The sequence below is a fragment of the Legionella lytica genome (genome assembly GCF_023921225.1).
GTDB classification, from domain to species: Bacteria; Pseudomonadota; Gammaproteobacteria; order Legionellales; family Legionellaceae; genus Legionella; species Legionella lytica.
This window is the reverse complement of sequence record NZ_CP071527.1, coordinates 460,122-482,372: the sequence shown is the minus strand read 5'-3', so window position 1 is coordinate 482,372 and position 22,251 is coordinate 460,122. Positions and strand designations below refer to the sequence as shown.

Here is a 22,251-nt window from a genome sequence, read left to right as displayed (position 1 = left end):
ATATTTAAATCAACAAAATATGCTTTACATTTGTACAAAATATTTACTTTAGCAACACTTGACCTCACCCAAAGTATAAATAGCATTTGCACTACCTTGGGTATAAAATACCAAGCCTTAAAAATCTCTGCCGAAAATTGAAGGAAATAACTACATGGCTGCAGCAAAAAAAATTCTGGGAACTTATTTTTTTCCTTTTATTTTAATGGCTTCTATTTTGCTGGGAGGATTAACTGGCTATTACTTTGGTTCCATCACCCCTTACTTAAAACCTTTTGGTGAAATTTTTCTGAATCTGATTTTCACCGCCATTGTGCCTTTAATTTTTTTCAGTGTAACCTCAGCCATTGCGCGACTCGGCTCTATGGGCAAGTTAGGTAAAATCATTTTTAATATGGCGATAGTCTTCCTTTTTACCAGTTTAATCGCTGCCATTTATGCACTGTTTATTGTTAAAATGTTCTCACCAGCACAAGGAATTACATTGCCGCTGGCAACTCAAGTTCAACCGAATACCACTAGTTTTAGTAACCAAATTGCCGGCATCTTTACAGTAAAAGATTTTAGCCACCTACTGTCACATCAGCATATTTTAGCCTTAATCGTATTTTCTCTTTTAGTCGGCATTTCCACCTCCCACCAAAGTGAAAAAGGACAGGTATTTATTGACTTTTTACATGCTGGAGAGGAAATTTTCATGAAGGTTTTTACTCTAATCATGTATTACGCCCCCATAGGGTTTTTTGCCTACTTTGCAGTGCTAATTAATGAACTAGGTCCCCAGTTAATGGAAAATTATCTGCGCATTGCCAAACTTTATTATTTTTATACATTCTTATACTTTGTCATTGGCTTTACTGTGTATGCCTATATCGCAGGAAAAATGCAGGGGGTTAAATTATTTTGGCGTGCGATTTTCCTGCCTTCGGTAACTTCGGTTGCCACCTGCAGCAGTGCAGCAAGTATTCCAGCCAACTTAATGGCTGCGAAAAAAATGCATATTTCACCGGAGATTTATGAAACAGTGATCCCTTTAGGCACAATTATCCATAAAGAAGGCTCCGTTATTGGTGGTATTTTTAAAATTGCCTTCTTATTTGGAATTTTTCATTGGGATTTTTCTGGTACAAGCGTATTGCTTACGGCTATAGGAGTTTCTTTATTAGTAGGTACGGTCATGGGAGCCATTCCTAGTGGTGGGATGTTAGGGGAATTGCTCATATTAAGTGTCTATGGCTTTCCCCCTTCGGTTTTAATTGCGATTGCAGCCATCAGCATCATCATTGATCCATTAGCAACCATGCTTAATGTGACCTGCAATACTGTGGGTAGCATGATGGTGGCCCGCTTAGTGGATGGAAAAAATTGGTGGAGCTCCAACGCCAACACGTAGCCCGTATTAGACGAGGTCGTAATACGGCTACATTCACTCTTCAATCGCCTGCGCTGCAGCCACCGCATTAAGCACTGCAGCAATGCGTAAAGCTGATTGAATCGCCACCTTACTTATTCCCGCTTCGTCAAGCTGCGCCACATGAGAGTGGATACACATACCGCAACCATTTAAAGCAGATACCGCTAAGGCAAACAGCTCAAAATCCACTTTAGATACGCCAGAATTTGCCATCGCATTCATGCGTAAATTAGCAGGTAATAATGACAACTCCTTATTCGCAGCCAAATGAATGGCACGATAGTACACATTATTCATGGCCATTAACGTTGCGGCTATTTTTGCTGCTTGTTGTAATTCTTGCGTTATATACTCTTCCCCCTCCGCTAAAATAGCCTCTAGTATTTGTTTATTTTTGAGGCTGTATGCAATGGCCAAAACAGTCCCATAAAATTGACTCTCTGTTAAGCCAGTTTGAGCTATATTCCCAAATAGATTACTGACGTTAAGACGTATGTCTTTAGCATAATCAGGAATACTTTGTTTTAATTGTTCAATCGACATAATAACCTCTCCACGTTTGGTATTAATTTAATGACTGCCGTTTAAATGTAGGCTGGGCTGTAAAGCCCAGCATCGGCTATGCCACGAGTTCTCTTTGCTAGGCTACAGCCCCGTCTACAAATCGATTACAGCGTGTCCCCGCCCACAGGACGATTACAAGGACAAAGCTCATCAGTCTGTAATGCATCCAAAATACGTAATATCTCTTGTGGATTACGACCTACGTTTAACGAATTAACGCTGACATGTTGGATGATATTATTAGGGTCAATAATAAAGGTGGCTCTTAGAGCGCAGCCGCTTTCGGCATCTCGAATTCCCAACCCATCTGTTAATTTTCCATTCACATCAGCAAAGCTATACTGATCTAAAGCATGTAAATCTTTGTGTTCTCTACGCCAGGCCAATTTTACAAACTCATTATCGGTACTGCCTCCTAATACAACCGCATCACGATCATTAAACTCGCTATTTAATCGAGCAAACTCCACAATTTCTGTTGGGCATACAAAAGTAAAATCTTTAGGATAGAAATAAAGTATTTTCCATTTACCAGCAAAGCTTTGCTCGTTAATTACTTCAAAAGCACTAACCCCATTTTCTTCATGGTTATTGAAACCAGGTTTTACCGCCACCACCGAAAATTCAGGTATTTTTTGGCCAACAGTTAACATAATCATCTCCTCATTACTGGTTACATTTTTAGTATAGTGATGGTGTATAATTATTTAAAATGAATAAAACAGATTTATTTAATCGGAAAAAACGATGAGAAAATTAACCAATCTAAAACAGTTACATTATTTGCTAAGCCTCTATGAGCACCAACATTTTGGTCGTGCCGCAGCAGCTTGCTTTATTAGTCAATCCACATTGAGTGCGGCAATTACTAATCTTGAGGAAACACTTGCAGTACAGCTTTTAGAACGCGATCACAAAACCTTTTTGTTTACCCCCCTTGGCGAAGAGATTGTAAAACGTAGTCGAGCACTCCTTGAGCAAACTGATGCTTTGGTAGATTATGCGCTAACTCAGGGAAAGATGATGCAAGGTGACTTTTATCTGGGGATTATTCCCACTATTGCTCCTTTTATATTAAATGGCCTGCAAAACCGATGTCAGGAACGCTATCCTGACTTAACTCTGTTTGTTAGGGAAGATACAACTGAAAATGCATTAAAACTTTTAAGCGAGGGTAAGCTCGATATGGTAATTCTTGCTCTGCCTTATCCTACCCCAGATCTGCATACACGCATTGTGGGGAAAGATTATTTCCAATTAGTTTTGCCTAAAACCTGGCACCACCAAAACCTTAACCCCGAGATCAGTAACTTACCTGAAAACAGTATCTTTCTTTTGGAAAAAGAACATTGCCTGACTGGCCATGCCCTGCAAGCCTGTGAACTAAAAAACAGCAAACAAATTAATCATTTCTTTGCCACCAGCTTGCATACCTTAATTCAAATGGTCAATCATCAGCCCGGAATTACCTTTTTACCGACATTAGCAATTAACAGTGGGATTCTTAAAGGAACTGAGCTAATCGCCTTACCGCTAACAAATAAACAAGCATATAGAGAAATTGGCGTTGCTTGGCGGACAACTTCATATAAAACACAAATGTATGATAAATTGGCACAACTTGTTCAGCAGGTCGTTACCGATACCCTTCAACACGACTTTGTATTATAGTTTTATTCTATTTTGCAAAAAGAGTGGAAAAAGATGCGTCAATTTACTGCTTTGATTTTTATGTTAATTTCATTTTTAGCCCAGGCGAATAGCACCCAGCGTATACCCCTGCTCGCGAATAACAAAGTTCAGGTGTGGAAAACGTTGATTTATCCCAATAAAGAGCAAAGCTTAGCCATGCATCGTCACGAGCATAATCGGGTTCTGGTAGCATTGAATTCGGGTAAGCTAAAAGTGACCAACAATAAAGGCGAAGTACATTATCTCGAATTAGAAAAGGGCCAAGCTTATTATTTGCTCAAAGATGTTCCTGGCGAATTGCATACCGATGAAAATATGGGAGAACATCCAATAAAAGTCATTGTGGTTGAATTAAAGTAGCCTTAAGAGTGCCTAATTACCGCGGTCAAGCCGCGGTAATTCAAGGGTCTAAGGCTACGAAACACTCCTATTGAACTACCTTATTGTCGTGATGACATTTATGATGATGTCTGAAAGGCATCAACACCCCTACTTTTTGAAAAGCATCAAATCGGCTTTTTACAACAACCATGGTGATTTTATTATTCACCTCATTACTCTTGGCCACTAAGGCCTCAACGTTATTCCATTGTGCATTGGGCGCTGTAATTGCCGCTTTAATTTGTGCTCTGAGCGCGCGTTTTTCTTTAATTAAAGGCTGCATTTCTGCACGCATACTTTTTCGTAGAGCCTGTAATTGAGCACGTTGTTCTGTAGAAAGTGATTTATATTTAGCGCATTGCTCTTGTTTCTGTGCGCCTTTATCTACATTCTCGATTGTGGCTTGAGCAAATACCACAGAAGCCCCCACTAATGCGAAAGCGCAACTGTTAACAAGTAGCAAACGTTTAACGTTCATTTTTTTCTCCTATTATGGTCTTCATTGCTAAGTGTAATAACACAATGTAATAGGAATATGACAAATGGATTGTTTATTGTAACAATGTTGTTACAATAAATTAGAGACTTCCTACCTTAGCTGTAGGCACTGAATGAATACCAAAAAACATCATATTTTGATTATTGATGATGATCAAGACATCATAGATTTGATCAACGATTATCTGATTAAAAATGGTTTTCGTACCACCTGTGCATTAAATGGGCTTACGCTCAAGCAATTGTTGCGAGAACATAATTTTGATCTCGTGATTCTCGACATCATGCTACCGGGGATGGATGGCCTCCAACTCTGCCAAATAATTCGCCAAACACACAGCATGCCTATTATTATGCTCAGCGCAGCCAACAGTATTGCCGATAAAGTTGCAGGACTGGAGCTAGGGGCTGATGATTATATCTCCAAACCATTTAGCGCTCGTGAGCTTTTAGCGCGAGTCAAAGCACAATTAAGACGCACTCAAGGCGAATTAAGTGAAGAGCGGAAAAAACTCGCTCCCTTACAGCAAATCCATTTTGAGAATTGGACTCTCGATCGCAATACGCATGCATTGATCGACCAAGACGCCATTGCAATTCCCCTAAGCCAACGTGAATATGAATTATTACTAATTTTTTTAGAACATCCAGGACGTATCTTAACTCGAGATCAACTGATGGATCTCTTATACGATAAGTACTTTGATTCGCAAGATCGTACCATTGATGTCTTAATTGGTCGTTTGCGCAAAAAGATTGAACTTGATCCCCGCAATCCCCAATTACTATTAACCATTCGTGGTGGCGGCTATCAATTCAAAACGAAGGTTGATATGTTATGAGCCAGTTAACCACTACCGCGAAAAAAACACTGCTCGGATTAGTCCTGGGTAATCTCATTATAGGCTTTGCTCTGCTGCAATTAGGGCAATATTACGCACATACTCATTCATTTATTTCTGCCAATACCATACGTTCATTAACACGTCTGGTGAATCAATTGCAAAAAAGCCCCCAATCTAGCTGGCCCTCCATTCTGCAAAATCGCCATTCTCGCTGGTCTGAAATTAGCTTATCGCCTACTCCAGCCTATGAACAAAATGCCTTGTTAACCTTAAAAGCCCCGGTCTTGTTCAACCTCATGAAGCAAAATAAAAAGCTGGAATTTTCTCTATTTATCCAAGAAAACGCATGGCTAAATGTCAGCATGATTCCCCCCGTGTCGAATCAACTAAGTTTTATTGTCAGCCTGCTACTTATTTTATTAGGCGCATTAATACTTCTTAATTATTGGGCCGTAAGAACACTAAACCAGCCTATTCAAACATTAATCCAAAGCCTAAGTTATAATGAAAACCAGGAAAATTGGCTGCCCATTCCCCTCACAGGCAACTCGGATCAAAAAGCCATTTTTAAAAAAATTAACGACCTGCAAAAAAAAGTGAATAAACTTTTAGCCAATCGCACTCGGGTTGTGACCGCGATTTCTCATGATTTACGTACCCCCTTGACCCGTTTGAAACTAAGAACTGAATATCTATCAGATAATCCCCACTATGCCAAAATTAGTGCGGATATTAATGATATGGAACTGATGATTCAGGAAACTCTAGATTATTTTCGTGATATTAATCATGAAGAAAAACCTCAACGCTTTGATTTGGTCGCATTGCTGTCCTCATTAAGCGATGATGCCTTGGAATTAAATTATCAGGTACATTTTACTAGTGACTGCCCTAAATTGATTTATGTGGGTTCAGTGAATTTATTAAAACGCGCCTTGAATAATCTAATTAATAATGCGGTGCATTATGGTGTTCAAGCAACAATCCATTTGCAGCACTTGCCTCAACAGGTTGAAATCACCATTATGGATAAAGGTCCTGGACTTCCAGCTGCGGAACTAGAACAAGTATTCCTCCCGTTCTATCGCAGTGAACGCTCTCGCTCGCGTAGCACAGGAGGAGCTGGTTTAGGATTAACTATTGCCCGTGAAATTGTCCAAATGCATCAAGGCGATATCTCTCTAAGTAATTTATTAGAAGGAGGCTTAAAGGTTCGAATAACGTTACCAATTAAATCATTGTAATAATACAATTAGTCCCTTATTAAAATTGCCTACTATTAATAAATTCAACTAAACTAAAGATGTGGATATTCTTCAATAAAGGCCAAGGACTGAAACCGAAATGCTATATAAGATTTTTAACTACTTAAAACAGTCGGATAGCATCGAAAAATATACTCGCCAATATCGCCTGATTCAGTATGTCAGTTGGGAATTTCTTTTCGTCTGTACTATTGTTGCAATTTTCTATTCCATGTCTCAACTTTGGGTTTTAATCACCACCATTAGTATTACAGGCGGATTAACTTTAGCGAATTTATGGCTGCTTAAACAAGCTAAAAATGTCTACTTATGCAGTCAACTCTTAACCGCCATTATTTTTTTCGCAATTGTTATAGGTAACTATTTGGTTTGGGGTATAGGCCCACTACATACCCAATGGTTCTATGTAATGCCCTTACTTGCAGCATCACTTACCGGAATGAGTGGTTTATTGATTTATTCTATTGCATCGATGTTGATACTCATTACCTTTAATCAATTTGTCATTCCTCCTTATTATAGTTTACCACCCTATCAATTCCTGGCTATTGAACTTATTAATCATTTGTTTACCTATCTTATTATCGTGACAACTCTTGCTAGTTTGCTTCGCGAAAATGAGCGTTATGAACAGGAATTAAATGATAGGAACTATCTATTACAAACAGAGAAAGATAAATACCACTATTTAGCTCGTTTTGATCATCTGACTAATTTGCCTAATCGTCGCTATTTCATTCAACATTTGCATGAATTAATTAACACGATAAACCCCAACCATTGCATTACCGTATTCTTTATTGACCTGGACAATTTTAAGCATGTAAATGATCGCTATGGCCACAGTATAGGCGATCAACTGCTTCTAGAAACCTCAAGGCGACTCCAGCTTTGTTTTCGCGAAAAAGACTTCATTGCACGGCTTGGGGGGGATGAATTTACGGCCATCGTACCTCATGCTCCGAATAAGCGAACACCACAGGTGATTGCAGAACGTATTATTAAAGAATTTCAACCAATCGTGATTCTTGAAAATAGTGAACCTTATTGTTATTCCATTAGTATAGGCTCAGCTACCTATCCCGATGATGCGAAAACAGCGACGGATCTTGTCGTTAAAGCCGATTTGGCGATGTATGATGCCAAGAAAGTTTATGGTTGTTCTTATAGTAGCCTTGATGGAATGCAACGTAATCAAGGAGTGTTACGGACTCATTATTAAAAAGGGATGTTTGCGATATGTGATATAGACTGGGCCTTACAGCAGCCCAGCCTACATAGGTGTCCTAAATTATGCGTTTGCTTGCAAACGTGCTTTTAGTAAGAACAGAATCGTTTTCTTTTTCTCTTGAGACACCGAGTTTGATTGAATCAAATGTAAACAGTAATCAGTAAAGGCATTCAATCGCTCTTGACTTGATTGTACTGAATCATCAGTCATTTGCGTGTTGTAACCATTTTCTAACTCAGCTGCAACTGTCATTGCTGCTTTTTCATCAGGCTCTTGAGTATTTTCCAAACCCTCTTGTTTGCTTACAGCAGCAATTTTATCTAAAAGTGTAGTCAGCTGTTGTTGGCTTACATCCGTAGCAGGCGCAGTTTCTTTGCTGCTCTTGATACCTTTTCTTAGATAATCGTCATCCTGTCGTCGTTCTTGCTCCCAATATTCTCTATCACCTTGGAATGCAATAACCGTCATCAATACTCGTGGGTCAATAGCTTTATGTTCAAATAGCTCTCGGTCGGTTACGTGGAAAGTCCAGTCATTTTTTAATCTAAAGAATGGTCGAGACATATGGGCCATTTCTTTACCGGTTACTGGATCATAAAGAGTAAATGTTGTTCCCCAGAAATTCATTGATGCCTTAGCAAGCTTGGTATAGCCATCACGGTCATAAATATCAAAAGTAGGGAAGAAAGAAAACAGACGCTCGTCTGCTGCACCTAAATAATTTTCAAAATTATCGTAAACATCGAAATGCGCCGTAAATGAAAAGAACTTTGAACGTGCATAAGCAATTTTGTTATCAAATGGATCATAAAAATCATAAGTTAACAGTAAGCTAAAAAATCTTCTATATAGGGTACCTAATTTTTGAGTTCTGGTTTCAATGTCATAGCTTGTCGTCATACTAAGCCAGTGCTCTCTCACAAAAAACTCATCTGGAATACGACTGGAAGCGCTTTGTTCTGCAAAAGCTATATTAGCGCTAAAAGAACTAAACAATATCAACACAACTGCGAGAATTTTTCTCATAATGACCTCATCCAATGTTATAGATGAGGCGCATTATATTTTAATATTCTTAAGATAATATTAAGTTAGTCTAGCAGGTAAACTCTTAACATCAGGATTCTTTGAATAGGCATCAAGAATGTCGTTAATTAATTGTTCTACAATACTTTCCTTCATATCTTCTTCGATTAAGCCAATCTTTTCCTTCATCCCCGCTAAACGCGTTTCAATCTCTTTAGCAACAGAACCATTAGGGAATAAAGCCGCAAGCAAACGTCGCGCCTCAGCAGGCCCAAGATGTCGGTATAAATGGTTTCTTACAGAAGCATCCTCCGCCGTGGTACTAAACGCCCACAATTCAACCGGCCCTAAAGTTAGGGTGAGCAATTGCACATTTACCCCACTTTTAGTAGCAAATTGAGCAAGGAAAGTAGCTCCACCAAGTCGAGGACCATGTACCCGGTTGCGTAACGCGGCCTTTGCTGTTTCAGAAAGTCCGAATATGGACGTGGTTTTTTCAATTGCTTGAGAGGGGCCAGCATCCATGATATAAATTGCAGTCGCGAAATCGATCATCACCGGATCAAAGTCATCCACAGACTGAGAGAGCAAGGCAATTTGTACTTTCCATTTTCGTCCTTCACGCATGTCGATAATTACTTGCTCACGCACGGCAGCTGATTTAGAAGTACGGTGAAATTCGTCATAAACAATACGCTTATGATCCTCACGTATCTCGCGCACGCGTTCCTTATGGTATTCCTTGTATTGTTCGGGAATATTATTCAAACTTTCTTCAGTCAAATAATAATGTCGAGCCAAAACATAGCGCGCCAACATATACATTACCGCAGTTTGCCGGTCTGCAGCGTCTCCCCCACTCTTAGCGACCTCGTCAAGGTCTAGAGAAACTACGCGTGCATCCCCAATATCGAAACTAGTCACCCGTGATAAAATAGGGTATTCACGGACCGCGGCAGAAATCATTCGCGAAAACGCATTAATTAACGACTCCCCCGTAGGCGCTGTAATCTTTTCATACAAATCCTCAATCGAAGGAGTACGGCAAATAGAGGCTGCATCCGCAAGGAGAGGCATAGCATAACGTTGAGCTAGCATAGCTTCATGTTCAAATCCTGCAGAGTATAGTGAATCAGTCACTTCCCACCAGGTTGATTTTGAGTCACGAACAAAACCAATCTCTTCTAAAATACTATCCAAGAATACTTCCACACCTGGAGCATAGGGAGTTGGGTTAAATTCATCAGCCATACTCTTAAACAATTCATCAACAACCATACCTGCAAGATCGGGCATACCATCATAAGGTTTCTCCGCACCTAAAGGTGTTGTCAATAAAGTAATAAAGTTCACCAAAAATGCGCGTTCTAAGGCTGTTGGGTAACGACAGCCTAATTGAGTATCAAAAGGATTAATTGAATAATCTGGTGTCATTCGTAAACGGTGATAAGCCACTAAGTGGCGTTTTGAAGCAGGTAATGCTTCTTGTAAAAGCGAAATCAAACCACTACTTGACGGCCCAATATCGATAATAGCAATGCGCGGCAAACGTAATAAACCACCAGATAAGCATAGCGCCAAATTGATCGCGTTAGAAAGAACGGATTTACCCGAACCAGGACGCGCGTAAACGAGATCAATCCATGTAGTTTGCTCAGTAGAGCCAGGTTGGAATGGCCAAGGCTTCCCATCAGGGGATCTAAAAAGCAAAGCCCCTTTGCTCCATGGGGATGCAGGGCGAGTAATGGGTAACATAGAAACTACCGCACTTAAAGGAGCTACTGTTGGTACTGCGGTACTATTCAGGGTTCCGGCTAACATGCTGGATACAAAACCACCAAAGGGATCGCCGCAAATTTCGGACACATCCGTAGAACCCCAACCCTGAATTGCTTTAACTAATTCAGAACTACGTTGACGTAATAAAGCCACTCGTCCTTCAGGCGCCCAAGTTGTGGCGACCACACGCAAACGAACAATTGATTCATCCGTATTAAGTTGTAAATATTTGAGCAAGTTAACCGAGTCACTGATTAAGCGGTTTTGTGCCGAACTGAAACTTAAAATCCCAGCCAAAAGACCTTTTAACTTGATCGTAGCCAATCCTTCGCTTTCAACTAAAAATGAAATTTTCCAAGGAATATGCGAAGGTAAGATACGGCCAAACAAATATACAAAGGGTCTTACATCCTTTGGAAATAAATCGATGTAGGTCGATGAGTAAATCTTATCGCCGACTTGGACGGTGCGTAAATCTAAAACCGAAGCATCACGGGGAAGCACTTGTTTGGCTAATGAGGGCCATAATAGATCCGAAGCATCACCCTCAAAACCATTAAATTCCCGCACGGGGATCATGTCTCCAGGCAACGTAGCCCGCCAATCATCTGCCGTATAATCAGGATCAGCTGTCATGCGAATCGCATGCACAGCGTCATGAACCTCTAATAATTTTCCTGCAACATGCAAGGAATCCAAGTCATTCATGATGGCGCGAACATAGGCATCATGAGTATCGCGTAATTCAGGAACTGCCGCATAAATCGTTTGGCTGGTTTTAAACGGAGGTGCTTTAGTATCTTTTAGCATCTTCGTTTTCGCTTTATTAGCCGCTTTTAACTGTTCCGTGGTTAAATTGAAGGGACGGGTAATTAATACAAAAAATAAACGCTCTTCCGCACAATATTGTGCCATGTAGTCAGTACGTTCCTCAAAAAGGTCCCCTAAGTCTAAACCAAGGCGTTTTGCTGTTGCTGTTGCTGGATCATAAATATCACGAATTAGCTTTCTGATATTCTGCTTATCGTGGCTAAAGTAAACCTGTAAGCCATGGCCAGGACGTCCCATAGCCGCCTGAAAGGCATTTGTTAAACCAGCAACCAACTGATCAAATTCGTCTGGTCCGGCAAGTGCCGCAATCCCTTCGACTTTAATGATTGATAATAAAGAACCATCATGATTTACGAGAACGGTTGGACTATCCGCAGTTTCTAAATCAATGTATGACTCTGTTGTTTGCTTAAGTGAAGTACTTAGCCAGGCAAAGAAGGTATCAACCCCTTCAAAAAAAGATTCTGACCAATGCGCCATTTTTATTATCCCCATTTAGTGTAGCTTAGGGTCAATTTCCATTTCTACGCTAGTGGAAAAAATGGAAACAACCACTAGGTCAACGAACCTTATACAGTAATTTCTTCTAAGGCACTCGCAGCCCATTTTTCAATCTGTTTACGAAACTTTGCTCGAGAAGGTAATAAAAGTATGTTTTTCAACAGTTGTGACCTTCTTTCTTCATCATTTACCCCAGCGTCAATCATTAGTTGACCAAAAATAGCAGGATCACTGGTACCCTCACCAAATTTTTCTTCGACTAGCTGTGAACGAAATTTAAATCCACGATAGATATTCTGTGCACTGGATTTATATCCAGTATCATTTGTTATAGCACAAAACAGCACATGACATAGACTATTTAATTCTGCCTGAGTTAGTTCTGGAAGGTAGATCAGTGTTCCTCCACCATAGCCACCAACACCAACAGATTCAATAAAAAAGCACTGTGCACAAAAGCAACAAGCCGTTACCAAGTTTGGTAGCTTATTGTTGGTATAATTATTATCAAGATTAACTACGTCCTGAAAAAGACGTGCTTGAAAACCACAAAACTGACAGGTATAACGATCCCGTTGCAAAACTTTTTGCTCATATGACTTAAATCGTTCGTCGACTTTTCTGGCTGAATATAAACGCCATGAACCTGGCGTAGCCAACAACTTCAACTGTTTTTTTTCTTGATTCACTGCCATATTTTAAGCTCACGTTGCCTAACACAACCTTATTATTAACTGATATTTTACTATCATGGCCATAGGGCTAATTAGACATCTAACTAATTTACATAAACAAAACGAGTAAATACAATTTACCCGTTTTGTTTCAATCCAATTATTATGAACCAGTATATACAGTACCAGTAGGGCCTGCTGTTTTACCGCCTGAAGAACCGAACATAGTAGCTCCGGTTACCCCTAAAATTGAAGGGAGGAACAGTAACGCTGCAGCAATAAAAACTAACGCAATCGGTGTTCCAATTGGAATTTGAGTTGGGTTATCTTTGTGCTGCTTAAACTTCATAATCGCACCGATAGAGAAACCCAAACCAGCCAAATAAGAACCAGCTGTAATTAACTTAGTCAAGTTCGTAAATGACCCTGTAATTGACGACGCCATAGCACCGATAGTCATATTCCCACCAGCAACTGCATCCTGACAAACCAAGGCTAATAAGCTTAGACAAACAATACTGCTTAACCAAGACTTAAAGCCTGCTTTACTAATGATTTTACTTTTCACTATTGTCTCCTAAATTTAAAAGTAAAAAACACACACCAACATACTATCACGTACCGTATATTGTATTATTAATCATATTGATAGTCCCTACAATATTGATTGCTAAAATTCCCCCAAAAACATGGACTAAACCCTTTCCTGTTCCTCCTGGAGGCTGCCCTTGTGACGCTGAACGCGCGATCAATACCCACCCTCGAACAAAAGCTACCAGTCCAATAACCTGGATGATAATCGTCAGTGGCCTTCCAACCACACTCCCATTACCAAACAAGAAATCTAATGTCTGATTGCTACTGCTTATTGGGGCATATTGAAGAACATTTTGATAACCAAAAGTACTCTGCATTAGCGTTGCAAAAGCTGTCGGGAAATAAATAAATATTGCCCCTACCATCAAATAGACTACAGGCTCTTTGACACTTGTGTGACTGGACATCATCGTCCGCGCCTCACCATACACTTTTAGGCTGTAAATTGCTTTAAATAAAAAAGCGCAACCTATTAAATATGCTCCGCCCGTGATTAAGCGTTGTACAGGCACCAATGAATTTGCAATATTGGTTAGTATGTTTGCCTGACTCGCTACCCAGCACGCAACCGTCCCGCCTGTACATGTTGAATCAGCCATATATATTTACCTCAACTATCGTCTTGACTAAACCTAATTATCCGTCCAGAACTCGTTAAGACTCGACCTTCCATAGAGTCAATAAGCTTAACGACTCCATATCCCGCAATTTTTGTTCCTTCTCTTACTGTAAGTGTAGAACCATTTGTACCAATTAGCCAAGCCCGACCAGGAATTACTGCATTAATATAATAAATATTGGCTTGTCCATAACGCTGAGGGGGCAATATTCTGCGTACGACCTTAGGTTTGGTACGCTGCATTAATACGGCAATAACTTCTGACTGCTTATTTAACTGATTAGTTAGATCAGTAATTGTCTGGTTTAGTTGGTTAATTTGCGCGCTTAAGTTGTTAATATTATTATTTACATTTCCAACCTGCTCATTCATTGAAGAAACCTGTGATTGAACATTTTGTTGATTTGTTGCAATCGATTCAACTTGTTGTTTCAGCGCGTTGTTGTCCACATGTGTTACCGGAAGTGTTGCCTGAACAGGCTGTGGAGAAGCCTGCTGAACCGGTTGTGGTTGCAATTGTGGCATTGGCTGTATTTGCTGCTGAGGAGCAACCGCCGTAACTGGCGCAGGAGGGAGGTTTCCTCCTTTAGTCTCGGATGTACTTTTCCCAGAAAAAAGTCCGCCAACGACCTTATAGCCCACCATTGCCGCAATGATAACGCCTACAGCAATTAATGCATTACGTCGCACGTCTTTATTAGGGCCCTTTGGAGATTTCCCCGGTGGTTGTGGTGAAGGGCTTGAACCCGACTCAGCATTGCCCGGTGACTCGTGGTCATAAGACTCATACTCGTCGAATTTATATTCATCATTTTGATCGTTTTCTGCCATCGTTTTCTACCGTCAAATTAAAGTGATCTTACGTCTTGTGTAAACAACACTCCTAAAGGACTACCTGCATATACCTCAACAGTTGTTGGTGTATTAAATAATTGCTGTGCTTGTTGTCCCCAGGTTTTACCCACTGTTGCCAATCCAATGACCGCATTTTGCAACGTTGAGCGCCCAACACCATTGGCAACTGTTACGTTGTTGCCTCCTCCTGTACCACCAATGGTTACAGTGGTATTAGCTGACTGGAACGCGTTACCAAATCCCTCAAGGAACGAAGAAGCGAACAGAGAACCATAGCGTAATAAGTAATGATGGTCTGTTCTACTTGATAGAGCCGTTCTCGCAGTATTAGGATCAATTGCAAAAGCGGAAATCGATACGGTTTTCGGTGCACCAGGAACAGACATTGTGTTAAAGGTAATAACCATTTTGTTCGCTTTCGAAGGCAAATTGAAGCTACCAATTAATTTGGTTCCCTTTAATTTCCCAGCAACAATCGTGGCAAGAATAGGGCCTGGCTCATCGCTATTCACGGAAGTATCCATCACTGCAAATAAGACATCACCAGTTTTAATTATTGCTACTTGTTCTTGTGAACCACCCATAGCGCCTTGTGGTCCAGCATTGCCTCCTGCTCCCGTATTAGCACCGCTAGCAATAGCCTCTTTATCTTCATTACCAGCAACATAAGTTTGTCCACTAACATTTTTCCAATCTACGAGTAGTTGGTTTGCAGCAGAAAGCATATCTGCGCTACGTTGTTGGATTTTTTGTTGGTACTTTTGTTCTGCCATTTGCTGAGTCTGGCGATTTAAAATAGCCTGCAATTGCTGGTTTGACGCAGCAGCCCCTTGGTTTGCTACGCCTCCTTGTCCTATGCTGGGCACCCCACTAACACTAAATGCACCCTGTTGCACATTGGGAGCACCTAAGCCTACCAACTGCATCTCTGCTGGGGTAAATCCTGCCGCATTTAAATCCGCTGCAGCAAATCCGGCATCTTTTAAATTTTTAGCACTATAACCGGCAGCTTTAAGGTCAGACGCCCCAAATCCTGCATCCTTAAGTTGGGCTGCGGTAAAGCCTGCTGCTTTAAGCTCAGCAGCACTATACCCTGCGTCTTTAAGATCTTTCGCGCTAAACCCGGCATCTTTCAGTTGTGCTGCAGTAAAGCCTGCATCTCGCAGCTCTTTGGCACTAAAACCCGCATCTTTAAGATCTTTAGCACTAAATCCTGCATCCTTTAGGTCTTTGGCACTAAAGCCTGCGGCCTTAAGCTGTGCAGCCGTAAAACCCGCATCTTTCAACTCCTTAGCACTAAAGCCGGCATCTTTAAGCTCCTTAGCACTAAATCCTGCGGCTTTAAGCTGGGCTGCAGTAAAACCTGCATTTTTTAATTCTGCTGCGGTAAAGCCCGCATCTTTTAACTCTTTCGCGGTATACCCCGCATCCTTCAATGCTTTCGCAGAGCAGCCTAAGGTTTTCTTAATTGTCGCCGCACTAATACCAGCAGCTCGAGCTCTCTTTAATGAATCAACACTGCAATCAGATACGCGCCCAGCAGCTAAAATTTCCGCTGGAGATAAACCCGCATTTTCTAAATCGCTGGTTGTATAGCCTGCCGCCTGAAGCTGAGCAGGAGTGTAACCTGCATCAAGCAATGACTTCGCATCATAACCTGCATTTTTTAACGCATCAGCACTACAACCATTTAAATCTTTAATACGCTTCGCGCTCACACCCGCAGTGAATAATTTCTTCAATGCAGTTGGATCACAGCCCGCAGCTTTGATTTGCGCATCGGTTAGTGGCGTTGCGGCACTAATTTCTTGGGGCGTAAACCCGGCATTAGCTAATTCTGCATCCGTAAAACCCGCTGCTTTTAAAGCGTCGGCGCTACAGCCCGCATATTGTTTTATGAGAGTGGCGCTAACACCTGCCGCCCGCTCTTTTTTTAATGCATCCGGATCACAGCCCGCTTTTCTGACATCATCAGCACTAATTCCTGGCGGTAATTCTGCTTCAGCCTCTTTAATCTGCGCAGCAGTATATCCAGCCTTAGCTAAATCTTCAGGAGAAAAGCCAGCATTTAATAAGTCTCTGGCACTATAACCTGCAGCCCTTAATTGCTCCGGCGTAAATCCAGCTTTTCGCAGATCAGCTGCACTAAAGCCTGCTTCTCTTAATTCTTTAGCAGTATATCCTGCCGCTTTTAAAGCTTCTGCACTACAGCCACTGATACGTCGTATTGCAGAGGCACTTACCCCTTGTTTGCGTAGTTTTATTAAATTATCAACATTACATCCTGCCTTAAGCACATCAGCAGCAGAAATACCCTGTGGCAAACCACTAGCCCGATTAATTTCATCATCGGTAAAACCAGCACCTTTTAATTCACCATCAGAAAAACCTGCATCTTTCATTTCTTGAGCAGTAAAACCAGCGCTGCGTAATTCGCAGGCACTAAAACCGCAATCTCTTAAACGACTCGCAGTGTATCCAACATCTCTTAATTGTCTTGCATTAAATCCTGCTGCTCTCAAATCTTTACAGGCGCAAACCTGATTGAGATCTTGTAACTTAAAGCCATTATCTTTTAATTGAGCACAACTACATGCTGATTTAATATCGGATAATTGTGCACCCTGACCTAATACTTGCGCGAGTACGGACTTTGAACAGCCACTATTTTGTAAGTTTTGAATCCATAAAGAACGTTGCGCCCCTTCTTCATTTTCACGAGCCAAAGTAGCAAAGCCAACACCGCTTTGACCATTCTTAGAACCAATAACGCCAACACCCTGCCCCAAGGCTTGTGTACGAATAATCGTAGGAATGGCGCTGCCTCCAGTCTGCTGTGCTTGTTGTGCTTGAGTCATGTTTTGTTCTTCTTGCAAGCGTGCATATTGAGCTGTGGGATCAAGAACACCAGGTATCGATTGAATACTCCCAGGAGCCTGGCTTAGAACCGCCTCAGCACCTGGCCCAGTATTAATGGCTCTCAATTTGACATAGCCAATTACCACAGCAAGTACTAACAGCACTGCAGTAAAAACAATAATGACCCGTGAACGAGTATTAGAAAAAAGCGATTTAAGATTTTCTTTTCTGCCAGCCATTTATAACCCTTCTACCTTGAGCTGCATGACTTTTCCATGCCAGGACACTAATAATACCGGAGACTTTTGCATTTCATATGCATGCGTACCATCTGCGCTGGTCATACTTGCAAGCCAACCCGGTGACAATATAGTAAGATTTGTACGAATAAACATTCTATCGTTGGATAACCAAGCTCGCGCATCACCGCCGATAATTCCCAATCGTTTACTTCCGGGAGGGGGAACCCCATCGAGAACATGTAAAAGCAGCTCACTAGCTGAAGGAGGTAGTCCCGCTTCCATAGGTCTGTTTTTAGCATTTGGGCCATAGCCTTGAACCCGCAAATCAACCCGATAATCAACTGCTTTCTGACCAGGGATAAGTGTTAACATTACCGGAGTATTTAATCCCTGCAAACGAACTGCTAAGTTACCGTAATTGTATAATTTCAATGCCTGAATCATTAGGGTGTTACTTGTTTTATCCCATTGAATATTAAACGCAGAAGGATCACCCAAATCATAAGCAGAAATTGGCCACGGAGAACCTGTAGAGTCCAAAAATACGAGAGAAGAAACAAATCCCTGGGCCAAACGAATAACCGGAGGAGTAGACCCTGGTGACAAGTTGACAAATTGCGATGTCGCAGTGGGCTTTGGCGGTGTTCCTGGAGTAGACGCTTTCGCATATTCTACTGTTTGTTGCATTTGTCTTAAATGGACAATTTGTTCCGGAGTTAATGGATACAAACCACGGCTCATATCTTTAAAGGCTTTATTATCGATTACTTCTTCATCCGATTGGCTAACTACTTGCTCATTAGGATTTTGAGTTTGTGGCTGAGCTGGTTCGGGCTTTTGCGGAGGAGCCTGATATAAAGAATCAGATAAGGGAATAGGTATATTATTACCGCCACCTTGATTCTGTCCCTGAGCCTGAGCAGGTTGGCCTTGATTCCCACCCTGTCCCAAACGCTGTTGTAACATACGCAACTGCTGCAATGCTTGTTGCGCACTATCCTGTTGTTGAGGAGGAGCGGCAAAGGAGGCGCTAGCCCCCCAATGAGCAATACTACATAAAACACAATACTTAAAGAACTGATTTACCTTTTTCATTGAGAAACTCCACCACTGGCAGGTCCAACAACAAACTGTGATATACCAATTCCTCTAGGAGAATTCAAAGTCGAGACTCGGGTGATTAACATAGTCACCACATTATTTTGTTGCGTAAATTCGCTGGCACTCTGATAAGTTACTAGGATTGGCATTTGCACGCGCCATGAGTAACTACCATTTAAAACCCCTTTCTGCAGAATAATCGGTGCTCTAGTTGCTACCGCAGAGACAATCAATTTTTTTGCCTTAACCGCATCGAGGTTATTCGATTGTTGTAAGGCATTAAGGAATTGATCCCAGCCTTCTGCGGTGAAAAACCCTGATGACGCTTGCAACTCATCTCGGTAATTCACAAAATTGTATGTAAATGCAGCAATAGCAGCCTGGTTCGCCCATTGCAATACTGCTGAGTCAGATTGGTTTGGCTCATTTAATGGGAACAAAGGCGTAATCCGACCATTAATACTGGTAGCAAAATATCTAGGCGCAGGAGGATGTGTCAACATGTAAACCAACATGGAAGCCAACACCAGGTTAACCAATAATGCAACGAGCAAAGCAAGCATTACCTTTCTCTGGCTATCCTTATAAAATTTATTTCTTAATGTAACGACTGTTAAGGCATCTTCAGCCATAATATCCTCTACTGTTATTGTGCTTATTGCGGTATCAGTTTTTCTTCCTCATCAGTTGGCGGATCCGGAGGTAACAACGCCTGTGATGACATATTCGCAGCTAACATAGGGGCAAGTTTTATTGGAGGAGTCACCCCACTGGTAGCGTAAAAATCTCGTTCGGGTTCAGTTAGATAGACATAAAACATTAACAAACCCAAAATACAACTCAATACTAAAGAAACAATTACGGAAATTAAACCCCGTCGGAAAACATTAACATTAAAACTTTTGTTTCCTTTAATTAAGGCCCAACCTTCACGATTCATCTTTGCTCCTAACCCGCTGCTCGCCTAAAGGTAATTTCTATTCGCGCATTGGCAGAATAATCACCACCAAGCGGGTATGCAATAATTGGTTTATCACTTCCTAAACCTTGGGTAAAGATAAAACGGCTATCAATACCTTGAGACCATAAATATTCACTAACCACACGAGTGCGCGCCAAAGTAAGCGCACGTTCCCTTGCTGGAGATCCATATTTACTACTGTATCCGGTTATAAACACTGAAATTTTGCGAAATTGTTTTAAAAATATTGCAACATCATTAAGCAACCTATAAGAACGCCATTTAATGTTGGGGGTTTGCGGATGAAATAAAAAGGTTGCAGGAATACTAACCATATAGTCTTGGCCAATACTCACTACTTTCACCCCATGTTTATTAAATTTTTTCATGTACTTGATAATTGTGGTATCACAAGCACCAGTATCTTTACATGGACCTCTGGGTAAATCCGGGGGCAAAGCCCAATAGTCTCGACCACACGAAGCTATCATAATACATAAGGCAATCGCTCCTACAGCCCTAATTAGCCAGACTATATACCTAGTAAGTATTGATCTCACTTTTGATCCCTCATGTTACAAAATAAAAACCACTTCGGATGGCTGTAATTGACAAAAAGTCTATTAACCCAAGGTTAAGATAAATTTACAAATCATTACGTTACAATGAATTCAAATAAATTGCTATTTTTTTAAATATTTATTTATGTCTTAACATTTTTTTTATTAATTTCAGTCCATTTATGCATCACATGTGTAAAAATATTTATCAAAACCTCTTTTTAATGTTAGAGTTTTGCTTCCTCTAGTTAATGAATCAATGATGAAAAAAATAGTAACCAATATGCCCCAGGGAATAATAGCGCTTTATTTTGTGCAGGCGTTTACAACATTTTCTTATGCTACTCTTTATTCATCTCTTGCCTTGTTTCTTACCAAACAATTACAGCTAGAGCATCGACTATCAAATAGTATTGTGGGCCTCTTTCTCGCACTTAATTATGTATTGCAATTGATTGGTGGGCTATTGGGAGGACGTCTATTAAGTAATCGAGCCTTATTTCTACTTGCATCCCTGATTGAAATTCTTGGCTTATTTGCTTTAGCAACTTGCTCTACATCCCTGCTATTTCTCAGTCTGAGTATGTTTTTAGTAGGTTGTGGTATTAGTTTTACCTGCTATAACAACATGCTTACCCAGCGTTTTAGCTCAGAGGATGAGCGTAGAGAAACGGCTTTTATTCTTAGTTATGCGATGATGAGCATCGGTTTTTGTGCAGGATATACATTAAGCGGATTCTTCGATTATACCAATCAATATCAAGGCCTCTTTTATATTGCGATTCTAATGGACGCACTAACGATATTCTTTATCTTACGTTATTGGTCAGTTTTAGCGGATATAACCACCCCCTTAGCACAAGTAAATGCATCGCGGCGATTAAGAAACAATTTAATAGGAGCTGTGCTTACGCTGTGTTGCATCCCACTCCTCATGCTTTTTTTTAAAGCAACAGAGTTAAGCAATAACTTAGTTATCACCATCAGCTCGCTGATGTTTTTAGCTATTCTCTATCTCGGAGTTCGCCAAAAATATCCAAAAGATAAAGAGCGTATTATGGCTTATTTACTCCTAGCGCTCGTTTCCGTACTCTTCTGGATGATTTATTTTACAGGCCCAATGGGTGTGATTCTCTTTATTAAAAATAATACGGATCGCCATCTTCTCGGCTATGAAGTTGCCACTCAATGGCTCTTAAATATTAACCCATTGGTCATTATTATCTGTGCCCCGATACTATCCCTCACCATCAGCTCTCTGCAAACTAGATTTAATTTTTCCGTTTCCGTGCAATTCGCCTGTGGTTTTATTCTATTGGGCCTATCCTTTTTTGCTCTTGCCTGCGGAATCTATTTCTCAAGGCCTGATGGGTTGATAAGTCTATCGTGGGTTATCTTTTATTTTATTTTTCAAGGAATTTCAGAATTGCTTATTGCACCTGTAGGCTATGCAATGATTGGCCGTATTGCGCCCTTACATTTACAAGGTCTAATGATGGGTTCATGGATGCTGGTTGCAGGTGCAGCAGCCTCTTTGTCGCATTATTTCGCGAATGAAATGGTAAAGAATCAAGCTCATACACCAAACCTTGCCAATGAGAGCTACTTGCCTATTTTTGAGCAATTGGGGATATGGGCTTTAGCTGGGGCGGTATTTTTATTTTTGATTTCTCGAAAAATTAAAACATTTATTAATCAGGCGGTTGTTGAGGCCTAACATAAAGGTTCACGCCAACTCCAATCATATTGGGTTACC

21 protein-coding genes are annotated in these 22,251 nt (G+C 40.8%); 7 read left to right on the top strand and 14 right to left on the bottom strand.

Annotated features, from left to right (window positions below):
• Nucleotides 1-154: 154 nt before the first annotated feature.
• Nucleotides 155-1,393, top strand: coding sequence for a dicarboxylate/amino acid:cation symporter (locus J2N86_RS02125; RefSeq protein WP_252580618.1), 1,239 nt, complete (start codon nucleotides 155-157; stop codon nucleotides 1,391-1,393).
• A 33-nt stretch (nucleotides 1,394-1,426) separates the two neighbouring features.
• On the opposite strand, the gene J2N86_RS02120 is transcribed toward J2N86_RS02125, so the two are convergent.
• Both J2N86_RS02120 and J2N86_RS02115 read right to left on the bottom strand, forming a co-directional pair.
• Entirely contained in the window at nucleotides 1,427-1,957 is a 531-nt protein-coding gene (locus J2N86_RS02120; RefSeq protein ID WP_252580616.1) for a carboxymuconolactone decarboxylase family protein, read from the bottom strand.
• Nucleotides 1,958-2,082: 125 nt separating this feature from the next.
• Nucleotides 2,083-2,631 (bottom strand): peroxiredoxin, encoded by a 549-nt coding sequence (locus J2N86_RS02115; RefSeq protein WP_252580615.1) that lies wholly within the window; start codon nucleotides 2,629-2,631, stop codon nucleotides 2,083-2,085.
• Nucleotides 2,632-2,725: 94 nt separating this feature from the next.
• On the opposite strand from J2N86_RS02115, the gene J2N86_RS02110 reads away from it, so the two are divergent.
• Nucleotides 2,726-3,649 (top strand): hydrogen peroxide-inducible genes activator, encoded by a 924-nt coding sequence (locus J2N86_RS02110; RefSeq protein ID WP_252580613.1) that lies wholly within the window; start codon nucleotides 2,726-2,728, stop codon nucleotides 3,647-3,649.
• A gap of 33 nt (nucleotides 3,650-3,682) precedes the next feature.
• Entirely contained in the window at nucleotides 3,683-4,030 is a 348-nt protein-coding gene (locus J2N86_RS02105) for a cupin domain-containing protein (protein ID WP_252580611.1), read from the top strand.
• 67 nt (nucleotides 4,031-4,097) lie between these two features.
• Here the strand turns inward: J2N86_RS02105 and J2N86_RS02100 are convergent, their stop codons facing one another.
• Complete coding sequence (locus J2N86_RS02100) at nucleotides 4,098-4,529, bottom strand: Spy/CpxP family protein refolding chaperone (RefSeq protein WP_252580609.1); 432 nt, start codon at nucleotides 4,527-4,529, stop codon at nucleotides 4,098-4,100.
• A gap of 133 nt (nucleotides 4,530-4,662) precedes the next feature.
• Between J2N86_RS02100 and J2N86_RS02095 the strand changes: the two genes are divergently transcribed.
• From J2N86_RS02095 to J2N86_RS02085, 3 genes are all read left to right on the top strand, one after another.
• Nucleotides 4,663-5,391, top strand: a complete 729-nt coding sequence (locus tag J2N86_RS02095) for a response regulator transcription factor (RefSeq protein WP_252580608.1) — start codon at nucleotides 4,663-4,665, stop codon at nucleotides 5,389-5,391.
• Nucleotides 5,388-6,638 carry a sensor histidine kinase gene (locus J2N86_RS02090; protein ID WP_252580606.1) on the top strand — a complete coding sequence of 417 codons (1,251 nt, stop codon included), beginning with the start codon at nucleotides 5,388-5,390 and terminating at the stop codon, nucleotides 6,636-6,638. Before J2N86_RS02095 ends, J2N86_RS02090 begins: the two co-directional genes overlap by 4 nt.
• 100 nt (nucleotides 6,639-6,738) lie before the next feature.
• Entirely contained in the window at nucleotides 6,739-7,881 is a 1,143-nt protein-coding gene (locus J2N86_RS02085) for a diguanylate cyclase domain-containing protein (protein WP_252580604.1), read from the top strand.
• Nucleotides 7,882-7,950: 69 nt separating this feature from the next.
• On the opposite strand, the gene J2N86_RS02080 is transcribed toward J2N86_RS02085, so the two are convergent.
• The 11 genes from J2N86_RS02080 to icmN form a co-directional block, all read right to left on the bottom strand.
• Nucleotides 7,951-8,916: an LURP-one-related/scramblase family protein gene (locus J2N86_RS02080; protein WP_252580603.1), complete on the bottom strand. Its 966-nt coding sequence runs from the start codon at nucleotides 8,914-8,916 to the stop codon at nucleotides 7,951-7,953.
• 60 nt (nucleotides 8,917-8,976) lie between these two features.
• Nucleotides 8,977-12,006 (bottom strand): type IV secretion protein IcmB, encoded by a 3,030-nt coding sequence (locus J2N86_RS02075; protein ID WP_252580601.1) that lies wholly within the window; start codon nucleotides 12,004-12,006, stop codon nucleotides 8,977-8,979.
• 89 nt (nucleotides 12,007-12,095) lie between these two features.
• Complete coding sequence (gene icmJ, locus J2N86_RS02070; protein WP_252580599.1) at nucleotides 12,096-12,722, bottom strand: type IVB secretion system protein IcmJDotN; 627 nt, start codon at nucleotides 12,720-12,722, stop codon at nucleotides 12,096-12,098.
• Nucleotides 12,723-12,864: 142 nt separating this feature from the next.
• Nucleotides 12,865-13,269, bottom strand: a complete 405-nt coding sequence (locus J2N86_RS02065; RefSeq protein ID WP_252580597.1) for a type IV secretion protein IcmD — start codon at nucleotides 13,267-13,269, stop codon at nucleotides 12,865-12,867.
• Between the two features lie 46 nt (nucleotides 13,270-13,315).
• Nucleotides 13,316-13,897, bottom strand: coding sequence for a type IV secretion protein IcmC (locus tag J2N86_RS02060; RefSeq protein WP_252580595.1), 582 nt, complete (start codon nucleotides 13,895-13,897; stop codon nucleotides 13,316-13,318).
• Nucleotides 13,898-13,908: 11 nt separating this feature from the next.
• Nucleotides 13,909-14,748, bottom strand: coding sequence for a type IVB secretion system protein IcmG/DotF (gene icmG, locus J2N86_RS02055; protein ID WP_252580593.1), 840 nt, complete (start codon nucleotides 14,746-14,748; stop codon nucleotides 13,909-13,911).
• 17 nt (nucleotides 14,749-14,765) lie between these two features.
• On the bottom strand, nucleotides 14,766-17,870 hold the full coding sequence (gene dotG, locus J2N86_RS02050) for a type IVB secretion system protein DotG/IcmE (RefSeq protein WP_252580592.1): 3,105 nt from the start codon (nucleotides 17,868-17,870) through the stop codon (nucleotides 14,766-14,768).
• The gene (locus J2N86_RS02045) at nucleotides 17,871-18,968 is read right to left on the bottom strand and encodes a DotH/IcmK family type IV secretion protein (protein ID WP_252580590.1); all 1,098 of its coding nucleotides are present in this window, start codon (nucleotides 18,966-18,968) and stop codon (nucleotides 17,871-17,873) included. It lies immediately after the preceding gene.
• The gene (locus J2N86_RS02040; protein ID WP_133136894.1) at nucleotides 18,965-19,606 is read right to left on the bottom strand and encodes a type IVB secretion system apparatus protein IcmL/DotI; all 642 of its coding nucleotides are present in this window, start codon (nucleotides 19,604-19,606) and stop codon (nucleotides 18,965-18,967) included. The genes J2N86_RS02045 and J2N86_RS02040 overlap by 4 nt, the downstream gene beginning before the upstream one ends.
• A gap of 23 nt (nucleotides 19,607-19,629) precedes the next feature.
• Nucleotides 19,630-19,914 (bottom strand): type IVB secretion system protein IcmM/DotJ, encoded by a 285-nt coding sequence (icmM, locus tag J2N86_RS02035; RefSeq protein WP_252580588.1) that lies wholly within the window; start codon nucleotides 19,912-19,914, stop codon nucleotides 19,630-19,632.
• Nucleotides 19,915-19,922: 8 nt separating this feature from the next.
• A complete protein-coding gene (gene icmN, locus J2N86_RS02030) occupies nucleotides 19,923-20,495 on the bottom strand; it encodes a type IVB secretion system protein IcmN/DotK (protein WP_252580586.1) in 573 nt (190 codons plus the stop codon).
• A gap of 259 nt (nucleotides 20,496-20,754) precedes the next feature.
• On the opposite strand from icmN, the gene J2N86_RS02025 reads away from it, so the two are divergent.
• Nucleotides 20,755-22,212: a peptide MFS transporter gene (locus J2N86_RS02025; protein WP_252580585.1), complete on the top strand. Its 1,458-nt coding sequence runs from the start codon at nucleotides 20,755-20,757 to the stop codon at nucleotides 22,210-22,212.
• Nucleotides 22,213-22,251 lie beyond the last annotated feature (39 nt).